Consider the following 18,730-nt stretch of genomic DNA (forward strand, 5'->3'; position numbering starts at 1 on the left):
CATGAATTATCCTTTTGTTAAATCAGAAAAAGAATGGGAAGAAGAATTAGGCGCTGAGCGTTATAGAATTCTCCGCCAAAAAGGAACAGAATATCCACATACAGGGAAATATAATTTGCATTTTGAAAATGGAGTTTATTGTTGCGGAGGCTGCGGTACTCCCCTATTTGAAAGTAATTCTAAATTTGATGCGCATTGCGGCTGGCCATCATTTGATGAATCAATTCCTGGAAAAGTAGAATATATTGTTGATAATACTCATGGTATGAAACGAACTGAAATTGTTTGCTCCAATTGTGGCGGACATCTAGGACATGTTTTTGAAGATGGCCCAACAAAAACCGGTCAACGATATTGCGTTAATTCGTTATCTGTTGATTTTAAAGAAAAATAAGTGTTTTTTTTTAATGTGATCAAACAAAAAATGCTTTACAATTCTGTAAAGCATTTTTTGTTTGAGTGAAAATGTATTAAAAAGCTACATTCCATCTTGGTAATTTACCATTTTCATCTAGAAAGTTTTGCAAAACTTGTCCTTCAACGCTGGTTGGAATTGATTTTGCATCGTTATTAAAAGTTTCAAACCAAAAAACTTCCAAAGTATCGATACTTTCTTTTTTCATTTGAGCAGGCCAAGAATATTTTCTTCCTGTTTTTGCAAATTGATGACCATTTACAATTTTATCATGTAAACCACCATTTTTGCTTTTCAACGTTCCATCATTTTGAACTGTTCCTGTAGAGCCAACCATAATTAATTCTTTGTCTGCATAAACAACAAAAACTCCACTTCCTGTTTCTGAAGCGTTACAAACAGCTTCTAAATTATCTTCCTGTGTAAACGTAAAATTCCCTTTTACTGTAAACTTTTCTAATTCTTTGTACATATTTTTTATAATTAAAAAAATGCCTCACAAAATCGTGAGGCATTTTGGTATTTTATTTTTAAAATACTGAGGATTAACCCAATACTTCTTTTACTTTCTTTCCTATTTCAGCAGGAGAGTCAACAACGTGAATTCCGTTCTCTCTCATAATTTGTTTTTTAGCTTCAGCTGTATCGTCAGAACCACCAACAATTGCACCTGCATGCCCCATTGTACGTCCTGCTGGAGCAGTAACTCCTGCGATGAAACCTACAACTGGTTTACGGTTACCGTCAGCTTTGATCCATTTAGCAGCATCTGCTTCTAATTGACCACCAATTTCACCAATCATTACTATACATTCAGTTTCTGGATCATTCATCAATAATTCTACAGCTTCTTTAGTAGTTGTTCCAATAATTGGATCTCCACCAATACCGATAGCAGTAGTAATTCCTAATCCTTGTTTTACTACTTGGTCAGCAGCTTCATAAGTTAAAGTACCTGATTTAGATACAATACCTACAGTTCCTTTTTTGAAAACGAAACCTGGCATAATTCCAACTTTAGCTTCACCTGGAGTAATAACACCTGGACAGTTTGGTCCAATTAATCTAGCATTTCTTTCTTTAACATAGCTATTTGCTTTAATCATATCAGCAACTGGAATTCCTTCAGTAATTGCAATGATCACTTTTATTCCAGCATCTGCAGCTTCCATAATTGCATCTGCAGCAAAAGCAGGTGGTACAAAAATAATAGTAGTATCCGCTCCAGCTTGTTCAACAGCATCTTTTACTGTGTTAAAAACTGGAAGGTCCAAATGTGTAGTTCCCCCTTTTCCAGGAGTAACACCACCAACAACATTTGTACCGTATTCAATCATTTGTGAAGCGTGGAAAGTTCCTTCGCTACCTGTAAATCCCTGAACAATTATTTTTGAATCTTTATTAACTAAAACACTCATGATATATTTTTTATGTAGTTTTTAAAATTGTGACGCAAAAGTAAGTCTTTTGTAATTATTTTGTACTTTTTTTTAAAATAAAAATAATTACATCACTTGACTCATTTGATATCCTCTGTATAATTTATTATCTTTTATTTCCCATATAACCATCATATGAGCCAAAAACATTTCTTCTCTTGGGTTTTCTATCGTTTTGGCATAATGATCAAAACGAACAGAAACAATATTACCTTCTTCAACAATATGACTAATTCTAGCTTTCGTACGAACATAGGCCCTACTTATTTCACCAGTCATACTTAATATTTCTTCATAATTCCTTTGAATAAATCCTTTGCTACTATTCCAATCCAAAATACATTCTGGATGTAAATATTCTTTCATTATTTCTGTGTTAATGAAGGCATCTGATTTATAAAAACTTTTTACAATTTCTTTAGCAGACATATTATTTCAGTTTTTTTAAAATTTCGGGAATTTTTTTAATATTTGCCAATTGCTTCAATTTTTCTCTTGATTCTTCAATTGGAGTACCAAAATAGCTTTTACCACCATCTACGGATTTTGTAACACCAGTTTGTCCAAGTATTACTGCATTTGCTCCTATAGTAATGCCACTTGTTGTTCCCACCTGTCCCCAAATGGTAACTTCATCTTCTATAATTACACAACCTGCAATACCAGTTTGTGAAGCTATTAAACATTTTTTTCCAATTACGGTGTCGTGTCCAACATGTACTTGATTATCAATTTTGGTGCCTTCTCCAATAGTGGTATCACCAGTAACTCCTTTGTCAATGGTACAAAGTGCACCAATGCCAACATTGTCTTTAATTACAACTCGACCTCCTGAAATTAATTGATCAAAACCATCTGGTCTTTTTTTATAATAAAAAGCATCGGCTCCAAGGACAGTGCCCGCATGGATAATGACATTGTTCCCTATTATTGTATGGTCATAAATGGCAACATTAGCATGTATCAAACAGTTTTCTCCAATAACAACGTTATTTCCAATGAAAGAATTTGGCTGAATCATAGTTCCTTTTCCAATTTTTGCGGAAGCGGAAATAGAAACATTAGATTGCACAAAAGGCATGAAATGTTTTGTCAATACGTTAAAATCTCTAAAGGGATCATCTGAAATCAATAAAGCTTTTCCTTCTGGGCAATCTACTTTTTTGTTGATTAAAACAATCGTAGCGGCGGATTGTAGTGCCTTATCGTAATATTTTGGATGATCTACAAAAACGATGTCCCCAGATTCTACAACATGAATTTCATTCATACCATAAACAGGAAACAAAGAATCGCCAACAAACTCACATTGAAGTAAATTTGCTATTTCTTGTAGAGAATAAACTTTTGGTAATTTCATATAAAAAGTATTCAGAAATCAGTGTTTAGTGTTCAGTTTATAATTAAACTGAACACTAAACAGAGATAACTATGCTTTAACACGTTCCATATAAGAACCTGATGCAGTATCGATTTTAATTTTGTCTCCTTCGTTAATAAATAAAGGTACATTTACAGTTGCTCCAGTTTCAACAGTAGCTGATTTAGTAGCATTTGTAGCTGTATTCCCTTTTATACCAGGCTCGGCATAAGTAACTTCAAGGATTACAGATGCTGGCATATCTACTGAAAGAGGCAAATCTGTCTCAGTATTGATACTTACCATAACATTTTCTCCTTCTTTTAATAAATCTGGAGAATCAAGAATGTTTTTATTTAAAGAGATTTGCTCAAAAGTCTCTACATTCATGAAATGAAACAAATCACCTTCAGGATATAGAAATTGAAACTTATGGTTTTCAACTCTAACTTCATCTATTTTATGTCCAGCAGAAAAAGTATTGTCTAATACTTTACCATTACTCAAACTTCTTAATTTTGTTCTTACAAATGCTGGTCCTTTACCTGGTTTCACATGAAGAAATTCAATGATTTTGTAAATATCATTGTTGTATTTGATGCACAATCCGTTTTTAATATCTGATGTAGATGCCATTTTTTTTGTTTTATTTAATTTTTGTTTAATCGTTAAACCGTTTATTTGTTTTTTGCCTAAACGATTAAACAAATAAACGATTGAACTTTTATTTAGTAATTTCCAGAATAACCTTTCATTACACCTCTTGATGAGTTTCTAATAAAATCAATGATTTCATCGCGCTCAGGAGTTGCTTCCATTTCTGCTTCAATAATATCAATTGCTTGAGTTGTATTGTAATTTTTTTGGTAAAGAATTCTATATATTTCTTGAATTTCTCTAATTTTTTCGGTTGTAAAACCTCTTCTTCTTAAACCAACGGAATTAATACCCACATAAGATAAAGGTTCTTTTGCCGCTTTGGTAAATGGAGGAACATCTTTTCTAACTAATGACCCACCTGAAACCATTGCATGATCACCAATATTAATAAACTGATGAATTGCTGCCAATCCACCTATAACTGCATATTTACCGACGATTACGTGTCCAGCAAGTGCAACGCCATTTACAATAATAGCATTATCTCCAATATGACAATCGTGAGCAATATGTGCAGTAGCCATTACTAGACAATTATTTCCCAATGTGGTTTGACCTGAAGCTATAGTTCCTCTATTGATTGTAACACATTCTCTAATAGTACAATTATCTCCAATAATTGCAAGAGAATCTTCTCCTCCAAATTTTAAATCTTGGGGTACAGCAGCAATTACAGCACCTGGAAAAATATTGCAATTTTTACCAATTCTTGCTCCCTCCATTATTGTTACATTAGAACCTATCCAAGTTCCATCACCAATAACTACATTATTATGAATGGTTGTAAAAGGCTCAATTACAACATTTTTGGCGATTTTTGCACCTGGATGAACGTATGCTAACGGTTGATTCATCTACTATTTTTTAAAATTAATTAATATAACTAACGCTTTCTTCGTTAAAAGCAATTAATCAAAATTTATTGTTTTCTTGCAATTTGTGCCATTAATTCGGCTTGTGCAACCAAACGCCCATTTGCATAAGCATTGGCTTGCATGTGACAGATACCTCTTCTTATTGGGGTAATCAAATCACATTTGAATATTAATGTATCACCCGGCAAAACTTTTTGCTTGAATTTTACATTGTCAATTTTCATAAAAAATGTCAAATAATTTTCAGGATCCGGAACAGTACTTAAAACTAATATTCCCCCTGTTTGTGCCATTGCTTCAACAATCAAAACTCCTGGCATTACTGGTGCGTTAGGAAAATGTCCAACGAAGAAACTTTCGTTCATTGTTACATTTTTCATTCCCACAACATGACTATCCGACATTTCTATGATTCTGTCAATCAACAAAAATGGAGGTCTATGAGGTAACATAGCCATAATTTTATGGATGTCCATTAATGGTTCTTGGTTTAAATCATAAGTAGGAACATAATTTCTTTGTTCACTTTTGATGATTTTTGCCATTTTTTTAGCAAATTGAGTATTTACATAATGCCCAGGCTTGTTGGCGATTATTTTTCCTTGGATTTTAGTTCCAATTAAAGCTAAATCTCCAATTACGTCAAGTAATTTATGTCTTGCAGCCTCATTTGGATAATGTAAAGTCAGATTGTCTAAAATTCCATTTGGTTTTACTGTAATTTCATCTTTACCAAAAGCTTTCTTCAAGCTCTCCATTGTAGATTCAGAAATGTCTTTATCTACATAAACGATAGCATTGTTTAAATCTCCTCCTTTAATCAAGCCATTTTCCAATAGTGCTTCCAATTCATGCAAGAAACTAAAAGTTCTGGCATTTGAAATCTCTGTTTTGAAATCTCCAATAGTTTTTAGAGTAGCATTTTGAGTACCTAATATTTTTGTTCCAAAATCAACCATAGTAGTAACACTATAATGATCACTTGGCATAACCATGATTTCACTTCCTGAAGCTTCATCAGTAAAAGAAATAACTTCCTTTACAACATATACGTTTCGGTTTAATTCTTGCTCAATAATTCCTGCTTCCTCAACAGCTTCCATGAAAAACTTAGAAGAACCATCCATAATTGGAAGTTCAGAGGCATCTAACTCAATAATAACATTATCCAAGTCACAACCCATTAAAGCAGCCAAAACATGTTCTGGAGTTTGAATTTTGACACCTAATTTTTCTAAATTAGTACCTCGTTGTGTATTGACAACATAATTAGCATCAGCCTCAATAACAGGATGACCTTCAAGGTCTACACGAACAAATGTAAAGCCATTATTCACTGGAGCAGGTTTAAAAGTCATTTTAACTTCTTTTCCAGTATGTAATCCAACTCCCGTTAGCGAAATTTCTGTTTTGATGGTCTTCTGTTTAACCATTGTTTCCATTTTTTTGGTTTAATATTTGTTTTTTTAACTCTTCTATTTCTTTTACCAATTTTGGTAGATTCTTAAAATGTACGTATGATTTACTGTAATCAGAATATCCAAAAGTTGGACTTCCCTGTAAAACTTCATTGTCCTTAATATTTCCTGCTACTCCAGATTGGGCTTGAATACGAATATTATTTCCTATTGTTAAATGACCAACAATACCCACTTGACCACCAATCATACAGTTCTCCCCTACTTTTGTAGATCCTGCAATTCCCGTTTGAGCTGCAATAACTGTATTACGTCCAATTTCAACGTTGTGGGCAATTTGAATTTGATTGTCCAATTTTACACCTGCTCTAATAATGGTGGAGCCTAATGTAGCTCTATCAATAGTAGAATTTGCACCAATATCCACATTGTCTTCAATAATTACATTACCAATTTGTGGTATTTTATTGTAGGTACCATCTTCATTTGGTGCATAACCAAAACCATCAGCACCAATAATTGTTCCAGAATGAATTGTGCAATTATTACCAATTACTGTTTCTGAATAAATTTTAGCGCCAGCAAAAATAATCACATTATTTCCAATAGTTACATTGTCACCAATAAAACTACCTGGATATATTTTGACATTATCACCTAATACAACATTATCACCAACATAACTAAAGCTTCCTAAATATAGATTTTCGCCATATTTTGCGCTTTCAGAAATAAAAGAAGGGGTTTCAATACCACTTTTATTTAATTTCACCTGATTGTAAAACTCCAATAGTTTAGAAAAAGATTTGTAAGCATCGGCTACTTTGATAAGAGTAGTAGTTATTGGAGATTCTGGAACAAAAGTATCATTAACAATTGTTATTGAGGCTTTTGTAGTGTATATGTAATTGTTGTATTTTGGATTGGATAAAAAAGTAAGCGACCCTTCAGCCCCCTCTTCAATTTTAGATAAACGAGAAACTTCAATGTTGGGATCTCCAACAATTTCTCCTTCCAATATTCCTGCTATTTGTTCAGCTGTAAATTTCATCTTATTGAATTGTATTTTTAAAAAGTATAAGATGGAACATACTATTGTTAGTTCTCACAATATTTAATAAAAATAGATTGGCTTGTTTTGTTGCGACAAAAATATAAAAAATAGGTTTTAAATGTTAATTTTAAAGCAGTTGTTTTGGAAAACAAATATAATACTTAGTCACTAACTTAGATAATGATTTCAAATTCAGCTGGTCAGAGGCTTCTACTACATCCTCAATTGTCTTGTCTTTATTTAGAATTCGTATAGGTTCAGCTACTTTACTGTACGCTTGACTCTTTATTTTGCCTTTGAAAATAAAATAATTAGATTCAGCTAGAGAAATTTTATTTTGAACAGAAAATCGCTCCTTTTGCAGCTGTAATTCTTCTAGCGAAACTTTATCATTCGTTAACTTGATTTTTAAAAGATCTCTATTGATAATCATTTTACTCAATGAAGAGAGTATAAAATCATCATGGCTTTCCCAGGCTTTAAGAGCGCTGATGATATCAAAATCATCCAACTTAGTGAATAAATTAACTGTTTTTGGATCAAAAGTGTCCATTGTCACTTTATTTTGCATAAAAAACAACAATGGTCCGCTACAAGGCAAAATAAGACCTCTTTCAGTCAATTCTTTAGCACGTTTTAAAACTTTTGTTAAAGTTAATTCTGCAGCTAAACTTGTTTTATGTAAATATACTTGCCAATACATTAATCGTCTGGACATAAGGAATTTTTCAACTGAATAGATACCTTTTTCTTCGATGACCAATACATCATCCACAACATTCATCATCTGAATCAATCGTTCCGAATTGACATTTCCTTCTGAAACACCAGAATAAAAGCTATCGCGTTTTAAATAATCCATTCGGTCCATATCAAGCTGACTCGATATCAGCTGTAACATAAACTTACGATGGTATTCCCCTTTAAAAACTTTGATAGCAAGACTCAATTGTCCTTGAAATTCAATATTGAGTTGGTTCATCAATAATAACGATATTTCCTCGTGATGCACATCCTCCACAATACTACTTTCCATCGCGTGTGAAAAAGGCCCATGCCCAACATCATGCAATAATATTGCAATATAGAGAGCATTTTCTTCTTCAGGACTAATACTTACCTCTTTGAAACGTAAAACTTCGACAGCTTTTTGCATCAAATGCATACTGCCTAGTGCATGGTGAAAACGAGTGTGATTGGCTCCAGGATATACTAAATATGACAAACCCATTTGAGAAATACGTCTCAAACGTTGAAAATAAGGATGTTGAACTAAATCGTAGATTAAGGCATTTGGAATTGTAATAAACCCATAAATGGGATCATTGAATATTTTTAATTTATTTATTTGAGCCACTATGTGTTCTTTTTTAGGTAAACAAATATACTTAAAATAGTATTTGTTTTAAAAGGGAAATTATGTTGCTTATTGAAAGAACATTTGATATAACTTTTGTTATCAAAAATCAATTAAAAATTTCATACCTAATCCTCAACTTTTGAAAATGATTCTTTAAATTACTTTTAAATTGGAATTATTTAATTTAACTACCATTAGGTCCTATTTAATTTCTTTAAAATTCTCTGGTTTCAATGATTTTAAAAGAATATATGTTAATTCTGTTTTATAAGATTGAACAGATAATCTTAATGTTTGGTAATTAAAAAATAAAAGGGCCCTCAAGATCTTCAAACCAGTTTTTGATAAAATTAATATCTTTTGTACTGGCAATCTTTTGTCTTAAATTTGCACACCTATTACAAATGACAAAACGCTTAAAACATAAATGTATCTAGTTAATTTACATGGAAGTAATGGAATAGATAATCATTGCTTTACCATTAGTTTAGGATCAATTGTATTGGTTATTTTTTATAGAAAAGAGTCAAGATCAAGTTAAATGAAGAGGAAGTGAAAAAAGTGGAAAATAAAGGCGCAAGCTGGGCTATTTGTGAGGAATGTCAGGGACGTGGAAAAAAAAGTCGGGGGCTTACTAAAAAAGCGCGACGCGATTACCAGATGGCATTCGATCAATTTATAAAAACGAAAAGTGAAGGACCTGCCCCAGTTCTTCCTAAAGGTCATCTGCACTCATGCTTGAAATGTGATGGTTCCGGGTTACTTTATTCGGCTATTCCTCCTATCGCGGATAAAGAAATCTATCCACACGTTGCTATTATTGGTGGCGGTATTGGAGGAGTGGCTTTAGCTGTGGCTTGTTTGCACCGCAGAATACCTTTCACCCTTTATGAGCGCGATAGTAACTTTAATGCTCGATCTCAGGGCTACGGACTCACTTTGCAACAAGCTAGTAAAGCGATCGAGGGGTTGGGTATTTTTTCATTAGAAGATGGTGTGGTTTCAACAAGACATTTGGTTCATACTACAGAAGGAAAAGTGATTGGTGAATGGGGAGTCAGAAAGTGGATACAGTCAGATGTAAAAACGTCTTCGAAACGTTCAAATGTACATATCGCACGACAATCTTTGCGCTTAGCTCTAATTGAGCAGCTCGGCGGACATGACGTTATACAGTGGGGGCATCAGTTAGTCGATTTTGAGGAATGTGAAGATGAAGGTGTTAATCTAAATTTTCAAGTTAATGGGAAGATAAAGAGCGTTAAGGCAGATCTTGTGGTTGGAGCTGATGGTATTCGTAGTTCGGTACGCAGGTTGTTAATTGGTGATGAAATTACCCCTTTACGTTATCTAGGTTGTATTGTGATATTAGGTATTTGTCCTTTAAGTGCTCTCGAAGGGCAGGATAGTTCTTTGTTGGACTCGGCCACTGTATTTCAAACTGCCAATGGCAATGAGCGGATCTACATAATGCCTTATACGTCAGACTCAGTGATGTGGCAACTTAGTTTTTCAATGCCAGAGGAAGAGGCTAAAGAATTAAGTGCCCAAGGACCTCAAGCTCTCAAGGAAGAAGCGTGTCGTAGAACTCAGTGGCACGACCCTATTCCTCAGATTTTAACAGCGACCCTTGAATCTCAGGTTTCAGGTTATCCAGTTTATGATCGCGAATTACTCGAATCAGAACTATTGAAAAAAGGGGGCCAAGTGACTCTCATCGGAGATGCGGCTCACCCAATGAGTCCATTTAAAGGACAGGGGGCTAATCAAGCGCTGCTGGATGCACTCTCGCTTGCTCGGGGAATCTCAAGAGGATGTAGAGCTTCGTCTCAATGGAGAAAAGCTGGAGTGAGGAAAAGTGTATTAACTGATTTTGAATCAGAGATGTTAGAACGCAGTGCTACTAAAGTGAAAGATTCAGCAGAGGCCGCAAATTTCCTGCATTCCGAAATTGTACTTTATGAAGGTGATGAACCGAGAGGACGATGCCTAAAGAAAAAAGAAACATAGCATAACTTAGATTGTTTGTTATGTTTATTGCATCATCTCTATTTTTACAAACTATTCAATACAATCTCCAACATAAAAAATATATTGTTTATTTAAGATTCATCCTCTTTTAAATCACTTATCGCGTTAATCTGGTCAAGTATATTAGTTTGATTTGGCGAAATGTGGTTTTTGGCTTCAGGGATGCTTTCTTTTTTGAATAGCAATGTTAATGCATTATGAAGCTTTAACAATACATCTTTATCTTCTTTATCAATATCTACAGCAGTATTGAAATCAAAAATATAATTATTTGAATTTCTTACTTCTATTTTTATTGTTTTTGACGTGACTTTAAATTTTACTATATCCATTCTTAAGAGGAATATTATTAGTTTTTTGTAAAAAAAAGACAAAAAAAAACTCCATTATTTCTAATGAAGTTTTTGTGGGCGATGAGGGGTTCGAACCCCCGACCCCCTCGGTGTAAACGAGGTGCTCTGAACCAGCTGAGCTAATCGCCCTATTGCGTGTGCAAATATACAACTAGAACTCGTAATTGCAAGCGAAATTTAAAAAAAATAGAATAATAATTACTTCGTTTTTCTTTAGTTACTCATAAACAGTATTTTATTGAATGTTGAATCTCTATTTTTTTTTGGTTATCATCTTCTTATAGCCTTACATTTGTATTATAAAACAAAGATAATGGCCCGATACCAAGAAAATGATTTACCAAAATCAAAAATTACTGCAAGTTCCCTTCAAAAAGCAATTCTGATTTTCAAATATGCGGATAATCACAAATGGAAATTTTATGTTGGATTAGTATTTTTACTGCTAACCAGTGTTACTGCCCTAGCCTTTCCTAAATTTATGGGAATGCTTGTAGATTGTGTCAATAAGAAAGATGGCCATTTGGCCAATGAGATAGCTTTAGGCTTGGGATTGGTATTATTATTACAATCATTATTCTCCTTTTTTAGACTTTCTTTATTTGTCAATTTTACGGAAAATACATTAGCCAATGTTCGTTTGGCTTTATATACCAACTTGGTTAAATTACCAATGTCGTTTTTCTCCCAAAAACGTGTTGGAGAATTGAATAGCCGAATCAGTAATGATATTACCCAGATTCAAGATACATTAACCACAACAATTGCCGAGTTTTTAAGACAATTTATATTAATTATCGGAAGTTTTGCAATGCTGGCCAGTATCAATATCAAATTGACCATTATGATGGTTTCGGTTGTACCGTTGGTTGGAGTTGCTGCTGTTATTTTTGGAAGATTTATTCGTAAATATTCTAAAAAAGTACAAGATCAGGTAGCCGAAAGTCAAGTGGTTGTTGAAGAAACAATGCAAGGAATCAGTATTGTTAAGGCTTTTGCCAATGAATGGTATGAGATTGCCCGATACAAAGATAAAATTAGAGAAGTTGTCAAAATGGGTATTAAAGGAGGGCAATTTAGAGGTTTCTTTGCTTCCTTTATTATTATCTGTTTGTTTGGAACGATTGTGGCTGTTGTTTGGTACGGAGTACAATTAAGTATTGCCGGAGAAATCACGGTTGGACAATTATTTACCTTTATATTATATTCGAGTTATGTAGGGGCTTCATCAGGAGGAATTGCTGAGTTATATGCACAAATGCAAAAAGCAATTGGTGCTACCGAAAGAGTTTTTGAACTACTGGATGAAACACCTGAAAAAATCAATTCAAATGTACATGTTCCTTCTATTAATAAAATAAAAGGTGAAGTAACTTTCAACAATGTGGCTTTTAGTTATCCAACTAGAAAAGAAGTACAGGTTTTGAAAGATATTAATTTTTCTGCCGGATTTGGACAAAAAATAGCTCTTGTTGGTCCAAGTGGAATGGGGAAATCTACAATTGCCTCTTTATTATTGCGTTTTTATGATATTGAAAGTGGTGAAATTTTAATCGACGGAAAAAATATTTACGATTATGATTTAGAGAATCTTCGTGGTAATATGAGTATTGTACCTCAAGATGTAATTCTTTTTGGAGGAACCATAAAAGAAAATATTGCCTATGGTAAGCCCAATGCCACTGATGAAGAAATCATTTTGGCAGCCAAACAAGCAAATGCCTATGTATTTATAGAAAGTTTTCCTGAGAAATTTGAAACTGTGGTTGGAGAAAGAGGAATTAAGCTTTCTGGAGGACAAAGACAACGAATTGCCATTGCCCGCGCGTTGCTGAAAAATCCATCTATATTGATTTTGGACGAAGCTACTTCTTCATTAGATAGTGAAAGCGAGAAACTGGTTCAGGAAGCTCTGGAAATCTTAATGGAAGGAAGAACAAGTATCATTATTGCTCACCGTCTTTCTACTATTCGTTCTGCTGATCAAATTTTGGTGCTTGACAACGGAAGAATTAGTGAGCAAGGAACACATCAAGAACTAATCAATTTAGAAAATGGTTTATATAAAAACCTAAGTAATTTACAGTTTAGTAATTCTTAGTTTTAAAATAAAATCATATAAAAAATCCATTTGTAGACACAAATGGATTTTTTTTAAAAGATGTATAGAGTTTTCTAAATATTAAAAAACTGAAAACTCTCTACTGAATTTTATTTTCCTTTTCTTCTATTGCGTTCTGCTTTAATCATAGAAAGCTCGCGACTAGTTTGTCCAGCTACAGATGTATTTTCTTCTGCGCGACGAATTAAGTACGGCATAACGTCTTTTACAGGTCCAAATGGTAAATATTTAGCAATATTATATCCATTGGCTGCCAAATTATAACTGATGTTATCACTCATTCCATATAATTGTCCAAACCAAATTCTATCATCAGTAGATTGAATTCCTTTGGCTTTCATCAACTCCATTAATTTATAGGTACTATCTTCATTATGAGTTCCTGCAAAAATGGACATTGTGTCTAAATGTTCTGCCATATAAAGGACAGCAGCGTCATAATTAATATCCGAAGCCTCTTTGGAAGCACATATTGGTGTTGGATATCCTTTTTCTTCGGCGCGAAGATTTTCTTTTTCCATATAAGCACCACGAACCAATTTCATTCCGATAAAGAATCCTTCGGTTTTCGCTTGCTCATGTAATTTTTTCAAATAATCCAAACGATCCCAACGGTACATTTGAAGTGTATTGAATACGATTACTTTTTCTTTGTTGTATTTGCGCATCATTTCAGTAACCAAATCATCAGCTGCATCTTGCATCCAGCTTTCTTCGGCATCAATTAACAAGGCGACATTCTTTTTATGCGCTTCGCTACATACTTGATCAAAACGAGTTACTACTCTATCCCATTCTGCTTGTTCATCAGAAGTTAAAGTTTGTTTTTCACCAACTTTTTCATATAAATCCAAACGACCTAAACCAGTAGGTTTAAAAACTGCAAAAGGAATTGCTTTACGCTCTTTTGCAAATTCAATTGTTTTTAGAGTCATTTCCAGAGCAGCATCGAATTGATTTTCCTCTTCTTTACCTTCAACTGAATAATCCAAAACAGAAGAAACTCCTTTGGTATACATTTTATCTACTACCGATAAGCAGTCATCTTCATTTACACCACCACAAAAATGATCAAAAACAGTAGCACGGATAAGGCTTTCAACAGGAAGATTTGCTTTTATTGCAAAATTAGTTACTGCTGTTCCTATACGTACTAAAGGTTGACTATTGATTAATTTGAAAAGAAAATAAGCTCTGTCAAGTTCTGTATCACTTTTTAATGCAAATGCGATTTGTGTGTTATTAAAAATATTATTCATTTTTTGTTATATTTTTTCTGCAAATATAAAGAGAGTAAGCGATTATTATTAGCAAAATTTACCTTATTTTGCGCTTTCAATTAAATTAAAATCATGCAATCTATTCAAGCCAATAATTATCCTGTTCATTTCAACGAAATTGGATATGAAAAACTAAACCAACACTTAAAAGAGAATAAATATTCAAATCTATTTATAATTGCTGACACCAATACAAATGATCATTGTTTACCTAAATTCCTTCCTTTGCTGGAAACAGATTTGACTATAGAAATTATAGAATTTGAAGCAGGAGAAATTAATAAAAATATTGAAACCTGTATCGAAATTTGGAATGTTCTAACAGAACTAGGTGCTGACAGAAAAACATTGATTATAAATATAGGTGGTGGTGTTGTTACTGATTTAGGAGGATTTGTTGCTTCTACTTTTAAAAGAGGAGTTGATTTTATTCATATTCCAACAACATTGTTGTCTATGGTGGATGCATCTGTAGGTGGTAAAAATGGTGTAGATTTGGGTAATTTAAAAAATCAGATTGGTGTTATTAATACGCCAAAAATGGTATTGATTGATACTCAATACTTAGAGACTGTTCCTCAGAATGAAATGCGTTCTGGACTTGCCGAAATGTTAAAACACGGATTAATTTTTGACAAAGCCTACTGGGAATATTTTTTAGACTTAAAAGCAATAGACTTTGATCATATGGATGCACTTATTCATCGTTCAGTTGAAATTAAGAACATCATTGTTATGCAAGACCCAACCGAAAAAAATATTAGAAAATCATTAAATTTCGGTCATACATTAGGACATGCTATTGAAAGTTATTTTTTAGAAAATGAATTCAAAACTACTTTACTTCATGGAGAAGCCATTGCTGTAGGGATGATTTTAGAAAGTTATATTTCATTACACAAAAATTTCATTACACAAGAGGAATACAATCAAATAAAGGCAACAATAAAATCAATATATGATGATATCGTTTTTGAGGAAAATGATATCGATCCAATCCTTGAATTGTTGATTCACGACAAAAAAAATGAATACGGTATGATACAATTTGCATTGATTGAAGGTATCGGTCAAATAAAAATTAACCAATCTGTTGAAAACGAATTAATTCTAAACGCTTTTCAGGATTACAAATCTTAGCTATTTTTTAATAAAAAGGATTGCTTTGCGTCTAATTTATTTTTTACATTTGCGCCAATGAATAAAAAACAAAATACTAAAACATTTTCTACCAAAAGGAACGGTAACAATAGGTCATTCTTGAGCTTATTGAAACGGTTTTATGGTATAAAAGGAAACTTTAGTTTTGATGTGTTTCAATATTTCAAGGCCGATTACGAAAAACTGCAGATTATATACGCCAATATTAGGGTTTGAATTTCTATTAATTCTATTTTATCAAATACAATTAATATAAAACTCTACTAAACAAATGAATACAAAATATTCCGATTTAATAAACCAAACATATTACTTTCCTCAGGAAGAATTTAAACTAAACAAAGACAATCTTCAGTTTCATAATATCGATTTAATGAAATTGGTAGAAACTTATGGAACGCCTTTAAAGTTTACCTATTTGCCACAAATTTCAAACAACATCAACAAAGCCAAAAGCTGGTTTCGTAAATCGATGGAGAAGAACAAATATGAGGCAAAGTATTACTATTGTTATTGCACGAAAAGCTCTCATTTTGAATACATTATGAATGAAGCATTCAAGAATAACATCCATATTGAAACATCTTCTGCTTTTGATATTAATATCGTTGAAAACTTATTAGAAAAAGGAAAAATCAACAAAAGTACTTATATCATTTGTAATGGCTTCAAAAGAGATCAATACATTGATAACATTGCAAGATTGGTTAATAATGGCCACAAAAACACCATTCCGATTATTGATAATTATGAAGAATTGGATTTGTTGCAGGCACAAATTAACGGAAAATTCAAAATTGGAATCCGTATTGCTGCCGAAGAGGAACCTAAATTCGAGTTTTATACTTCTAGATTAGGAATTGGATATAAAAACATTGTTCCTTTTTATAAGAAAGAAATTAAAGAGAATAAAAATTTGGAACTTAAAATGTTGCACTTTTTTATTAATACTGGTATCAATGACAATGCTTATTACTGGAATGAACTTGTAAAATGTATCAAGGTATATGTTGCATTGAAAAAGGAATGCCCTACCCTTGATGGTTTGAATATTGGTGGTGGTTTCCCTATCAAAAATTCATTGGCTTTCGAATATGATTACCAATATATGATTGATGAAATTATCAATCAGATTAAAATAGCCTGCGACGAAGCTGAAGTAGATGTACCAAATATTTTTACTGAATTTGGTTCGTTTACAGTTGGAGAAAGTGGAGGTGCTATTTATCAAGTATTGTATCAAAAACAACAAAATGATAGAGAAAAGTGGAACATGATTGATTCTTCTTTTATCACTACATTACCTGATACTTGGGCAATAAACAAACGTTTTATCATGTTGGCTATCAACAGATGGAATGAGACTTACGAAAGAGTTTTATTGGGTGGGATGACTTGTGATAGTGATGATTACTACAATTCGGAACAAAATATGAATGCCATTTATCTGCCAAAATACAATAAAGAAAAACCATTGTATTTAGGTTTTTTCAATACTGGAGCTTATCAGGAAACTATAGGTGGGTATGGTGGTTTGCATCACTGTTTGATACCACAGCCAAAACACATTTTGATAGACCGTGACGAGAATGGAATATTGGCTACTGAAGTGTTCTCGGAGCAGCAAACTGCAGAGGACGTACTTAAAATATTAGGTTATAATAAATAATATAATTTTAGGTTATTATAAATAATCATTAAAATTTGTGATTTAGGAAATTTGATATTTATAAATTCCTTTTATTTGTAATATCCAAATCTCAAATAACCTTTTGAACATTAAAATAAAAAAGAAAAAGAATATGAGTAAAGGACCAATCAGTCAATTTATTGAGAAGCATTATTTGCATTTCAATTCTGCATCTTTAGTTGACGCTGCAAAAGCATACGAACAGCAATTAGCCAATGGTGCTAAAATGATGGTAAGCATGGCTGGTGCAATGAGTACCGCTGAAATTGGAAAGATTTTTTCCGAAATAATTCGTCAGGATAAAGTTCAAATTATTTCTTGTACAGGAGCCAACCTTGAAGAAGATATCATGAATTTGGTAGCACATTCTCATTATGAGAGAGTTCCAAATTACCGTGATTTAACTCCACAAGATGAATGGGATTTATTGGAAAGAGGATTGAATAGAGTTACTGATACCTGTATTCCAGAACACGAAGCATTTCGTCGTCTTCAAAAACATATTTATAAAATTTGGAAAGATGCTGATGACAAAGGAGAAAGATACTTCCCTCATGAGTTCATGTACAAAATGTTACTATCTGGTGTTCTAGAAGAATATTATGAAATTGATCTAAAAGACAGTTGGATGTATGCTGCTGCTGAGAAAAATTTACCTATTATTGTACCAGGTTGGGAAGATAGCACAATGGGGAATATTTTCGCATCTTATGTTATTAAAGGAGATTTGAAAGCTTCTACCATGAAATCTGGTATTGAATACATGGTTTTCTTATCTGATTGGTATCCAAAAAACAGCACTAATGGTGTTGGTTTCTTCCAAATTGGTGGAGGAATTGCAGGGGATTTTCCAATATGTGTAGTTCCAATGTTATACCAAGATATGGAAATGCATGATATTCCATTTTGGAGTTATTTTTGCCAAATTTCAGATTCTACAACTAGTTACGGTTCTTATTCAGGAGCAGTTCCTAATGAAAAAATCACTTGGGGTAAATTAGATATCAGTACCCCTAAATTTATCATTGAATCTGATGCTACAATTGTGGCTCCATTAATTTTCGCATATTTGTTAGATTTATAATAATTATAATTATTTATGAAAAGAATAATAGTTGATTACGCCAAATTGACCAACGAAATTTTGAATCTTTTGGTCGAAAAATTCCCTGATGGTTATGATGATTCAGACATCATTCGATTTAGAAATGCTAAAAATGAATTGATTGAAGCTGTTGAAGTCAGAACTGAAGACACTATATATTTAGTAAAAGTAAGTACTAAATTGGCTGACAGAATTGGGAATTATGATGAAGATGATGAAATTGATGATGTTGTAGAACCAATCAGTGGTTTAGAACTTGATGTTGATGATGCAGATGATGATGATGACGAAGATGAAAATCTAGACAAACCAGATGTTGACGGTGATGACGACGATGAAGATGGTGATGATAAAGACATTGCCGATGAAGATGACGACGAAGATGACGAAGATTAATTTTATAATTT

The 18,730-nt window shown here is 32.9% G+C and carries 18 protein-coding genes and 1 tRNA gene; 7 read left to right on the plus strand and 12 right to left on the minus strand.

All coding sequences use genetic code 11. The features are described from left to right. The first annotated feature begins 1 nt into the window (after window position 1). The gene (gene msrB / locus AC1DY0_RS07185; RefSeq protein WP_477187959.1) at window positions 2-394 is read left to right on the plus strand and encodes a peptide-methionine (R)-S-oxide reductase MsrB; all 393 of its coding nucleotides are present in this window, start codon (window positions 2-4) and stop codon (window positions 392-394) included. Window positions 395-470: 76 nt separating this feature from the next. Here msrB and AC1DY0_RS07190 read toward each other — a convergent pair whose 3' ends face one another. The 9 genes from AC1DY0_RS07190 to AC1DY0_RS07230 all read right to left on the minus strand — a co-directional run bounded on the left by AC1DY0_RS07190 (window position 471) and on the right by AC1DY0_RS07230 (window position 8,578). After that, window positions 471-887: a hypothetical protein gene (locus AC1DY0_RS07190; protein WP_477187960.1), complete on the minus strand. Its 417-nt coding sequence runs from the start codon at window positions 885-887 to the stop codon at window positions 471-473. A gap of 73 nt (window positions 888-960) precedes the next feature. After that, window positions 961-1,833, minus strand: coding sequence for a succinate--CoA ligase subunit alpha (gene sucD, locus AC1DY0_RS07195; protein ID WP_077376539.1), 873 nt, complete (start codon window positions 1,831-1,833; stop codon window positions 961-963). 87 nt (window positions 1,834-1,920) lie between these two features. Continuing rightward, entirely contained in the window at window positions 1,921-2,283 is a 363-nt protein-coding gene (locus AC1DY0_RS07200; RefSeq protein ID WP_077376542.1) for a nuclear transport factor 2-like protein, read from the minus strand. Window position 2,284: 1 nt separating this feature from the next. Further along, window positions 2,285-3,214, minus strand: a complete 930-nt coding sequence (locus tag AC1DY0_RS07205; protein WP_477187961.1) for a UDP-3-O-(3-hydroxymyristoyl)glucosamine N-acyltransferase — start codon at window positions 3,212-3,214, stop codon at window positions 2,285-2,287. A gap of 69 nt (window positions 3,215-3,283) precedes the next feature. After that, window positions 3,284-3,850 carry an elongation factor P gene (gene efp / locus AC1DY0_RS07210; RefSeq protein WP_077376550.1) on the minus strand — a complete coding sequence of 189 codons (567 nt, stop codon included), beginning with the start codon at window positions 3,848-3,850 and terminating at the stop codon, window positions 3,284-3,286. Window positions 3,851-3,942: 92 nt separating this feature from the next. Beyond that, window positions 3,943-4,728: an acyl-ACP--UDP-N-acetylglucosamine O-acyltransferase gene (lpxA, locus tag AC1DY0_RS07215; protein WP_477187962.1), complete on the minus strand. Its 786-nt coding sequence runs from the start codon at window positions 4,726-4,728 to the stop codon at window positions 3,943-3,945. A 65-nt stretch (window positions 4,729-4,793) separates the two neighbouring features. Then, a complete protein-coding gene (locus AC1DY0_RS07220; RefSeq protein WP_477187963.1) occupies window positions 4,794-6,182 on the minus strand; it encodes a bifunctional UDP-3-O-[3-hydroxymyristoyl] N-acetylglucosamine deacetylase/3-hydroxyacyl-ACP dehydratase in 1,389 nt (462 codons plus the stop codon). Beyond that, on the minus strand, window positions 6,175-7,218 hold the full coding sequence (gene lpxD, locus AC1DY0_RS07225) for a UDP-3-O-(3-hydroxymyristoyl)glucosamine N-acyltransferase (protein WP_477187964.1): 1,044 nt from the start codon (window positions 7,216-7,218) through the stop codon (window positions 6,175-6,177). Before lpxD ends, AC1DY0_RS07220 begins: the two co-directional genes overlap by 8 nt. A 130-nt stretch (window positions 7,219-7,348) precedes the next feature. Beyond that, window positions 7,349-8,578: an HD domain-containing protein gene (locus AC1DY0_RS07230; RefSeq protein ID WP_477187965.1), complete on the minus strand. Its 1,230-nt coding sequence runs from the start codon at window positions 8,576-8,578 to the stop codon at window positions 7,349-7,351. Between the two features lie 555 nt (window positions 8,579-9,133). Here AC1DY0_RS07230 and AC1DY0_RS07235 point away from each other — a divergent pair. Then, window positions 9,134-10,591 carry an FAD-dependent oxidoreductase gene (locus AC1DY0_RS07235; protein WP_477187966.1) on the plus strand — a complete coding sequence of 486 codons (1,458 nt, stop codon included), beginning with the start codon at window positions 9,134-9,136 and terminating at the stop codon, window positions 10,589-10,591. 92 nt (window positions 10,592-10,683) lie between these two features. Here AC1DY0_RS07235 and AC1DY0_RS07240 read toward each other — a convergent pair whose 3' ends face one another. Beyond that, window positions 10,684-10,944, minus strand: a complete 261-nt coding sequence (locus AC1DY0_RS07240; protein ID WP_477187967.1) for a hypothetical protein — start codon at window positions 10,942-10,944, stop codon at window positions 10,684-10,686. A 75-nt stretch (window positions 10,945-11,019) separates the two neighbouring features. After that, a tRNA-Val gene (locus AC1DY0_RS07245) sits at window positions 11,020-11,094 on the minus strand. Window positions 11,095-11,278: 184 nt separating this feature from the next. Between AC1DY0_RS07245 and AC1DY0_RS07250 the strand changes: the two genes are divergently transcribed. Further along, on the plus strand, window positions 11,279-13,066 hold the full coding sequence (locus AC1DY0_RS07250; RefSeq protein WP_477187968.1) for an ABC transporter ATP-binding protein: 1,788 nt from the start codon (window positions 11,279-11,281) through the stop codon (window positions 13,064-13,066). 110 nt (window positions 13,067-13,176) lie between these two features. Here the strand turns inward: AC1DY0_RS07250 and AC1DY0_RS07255 are convergent, their stop codons facing one another. Continuing rightward, the gene (locus tag AC1DY0_RS07255; RefSeq protein ID WP_477187969.1) at window positions 13,177-14,346 is read right to left on the minus strand and encodes a proline dehydrogenase family protein; all 1,170 of its coding nucleotides are present in this window, start codon (window positions 14,344-14,346) and stop codon (window positions 13,177-13,179) included. Window positions 14,347-14,439: 93 nt separating this feature from the next. Between AC1DY0_RS07255 and aroB the strand changes: the two genes are divergently transcribed. The 4 genes from aroB (at window position 14,440) to AC1DY0_RS07275 (ending at window position 18,719) form a co-directional block, all read left to right on the plus strand. Then, window positions 14,440-15,507, plus strand: a complete 1,068-nt coding sequence (gene aroB / locus AC1DY0_RS07260) for a 3-dehydroquinate synthase (protein ID WP_477187970.1) — start codon at window positions 14,440-14,442, stop codon at window positions 15,505-15,507. A 292-nt stretch (window positions 15,508-15,799) separates the two neighbouring features. Further along, window positions 15,800-17,197, plus strand: coding sequence for a type III PLP-dependent enzyme domain-containing protein (locus AC1DY0_RS07265; protein WP_116798207.1), 1,398 nt, complete (start codon window positions 15,800-15,802; stop codon window positions 17,195-17,197). A 133-nt stretch (window positions 17,198-17,330) separates the two neighbouring features. Continuing rightward, window positions 17,331-18,302 (plus strand): deoxyhypusine synthase family protein, encoded by a 972-nt coding sequence (locus AC1DY0_RS07270; protein ID WP_310004563.1) that lies wholly within the window; start codon window positions 17,331-17,333, stop codon window positions 18,300-18,302. 15 nt (window positions 18,303-18,317) lie between these two features. Continuing rightward, window positions 18,318-18,719, plus strand: a complete 402-nt coding sequence (locus AC1DY0_RS07275) for a DNA primase (protein WP_477187971.1) — start codon at window positions 18,318-18,320, stop codon at window positions 18,717-18,719. Window positions 18,720-18,730 lie beyond the last annotated feature (11 nt).

The organism is Flavobacterium sp. P1_E4 (assembly GCF_056405915.1).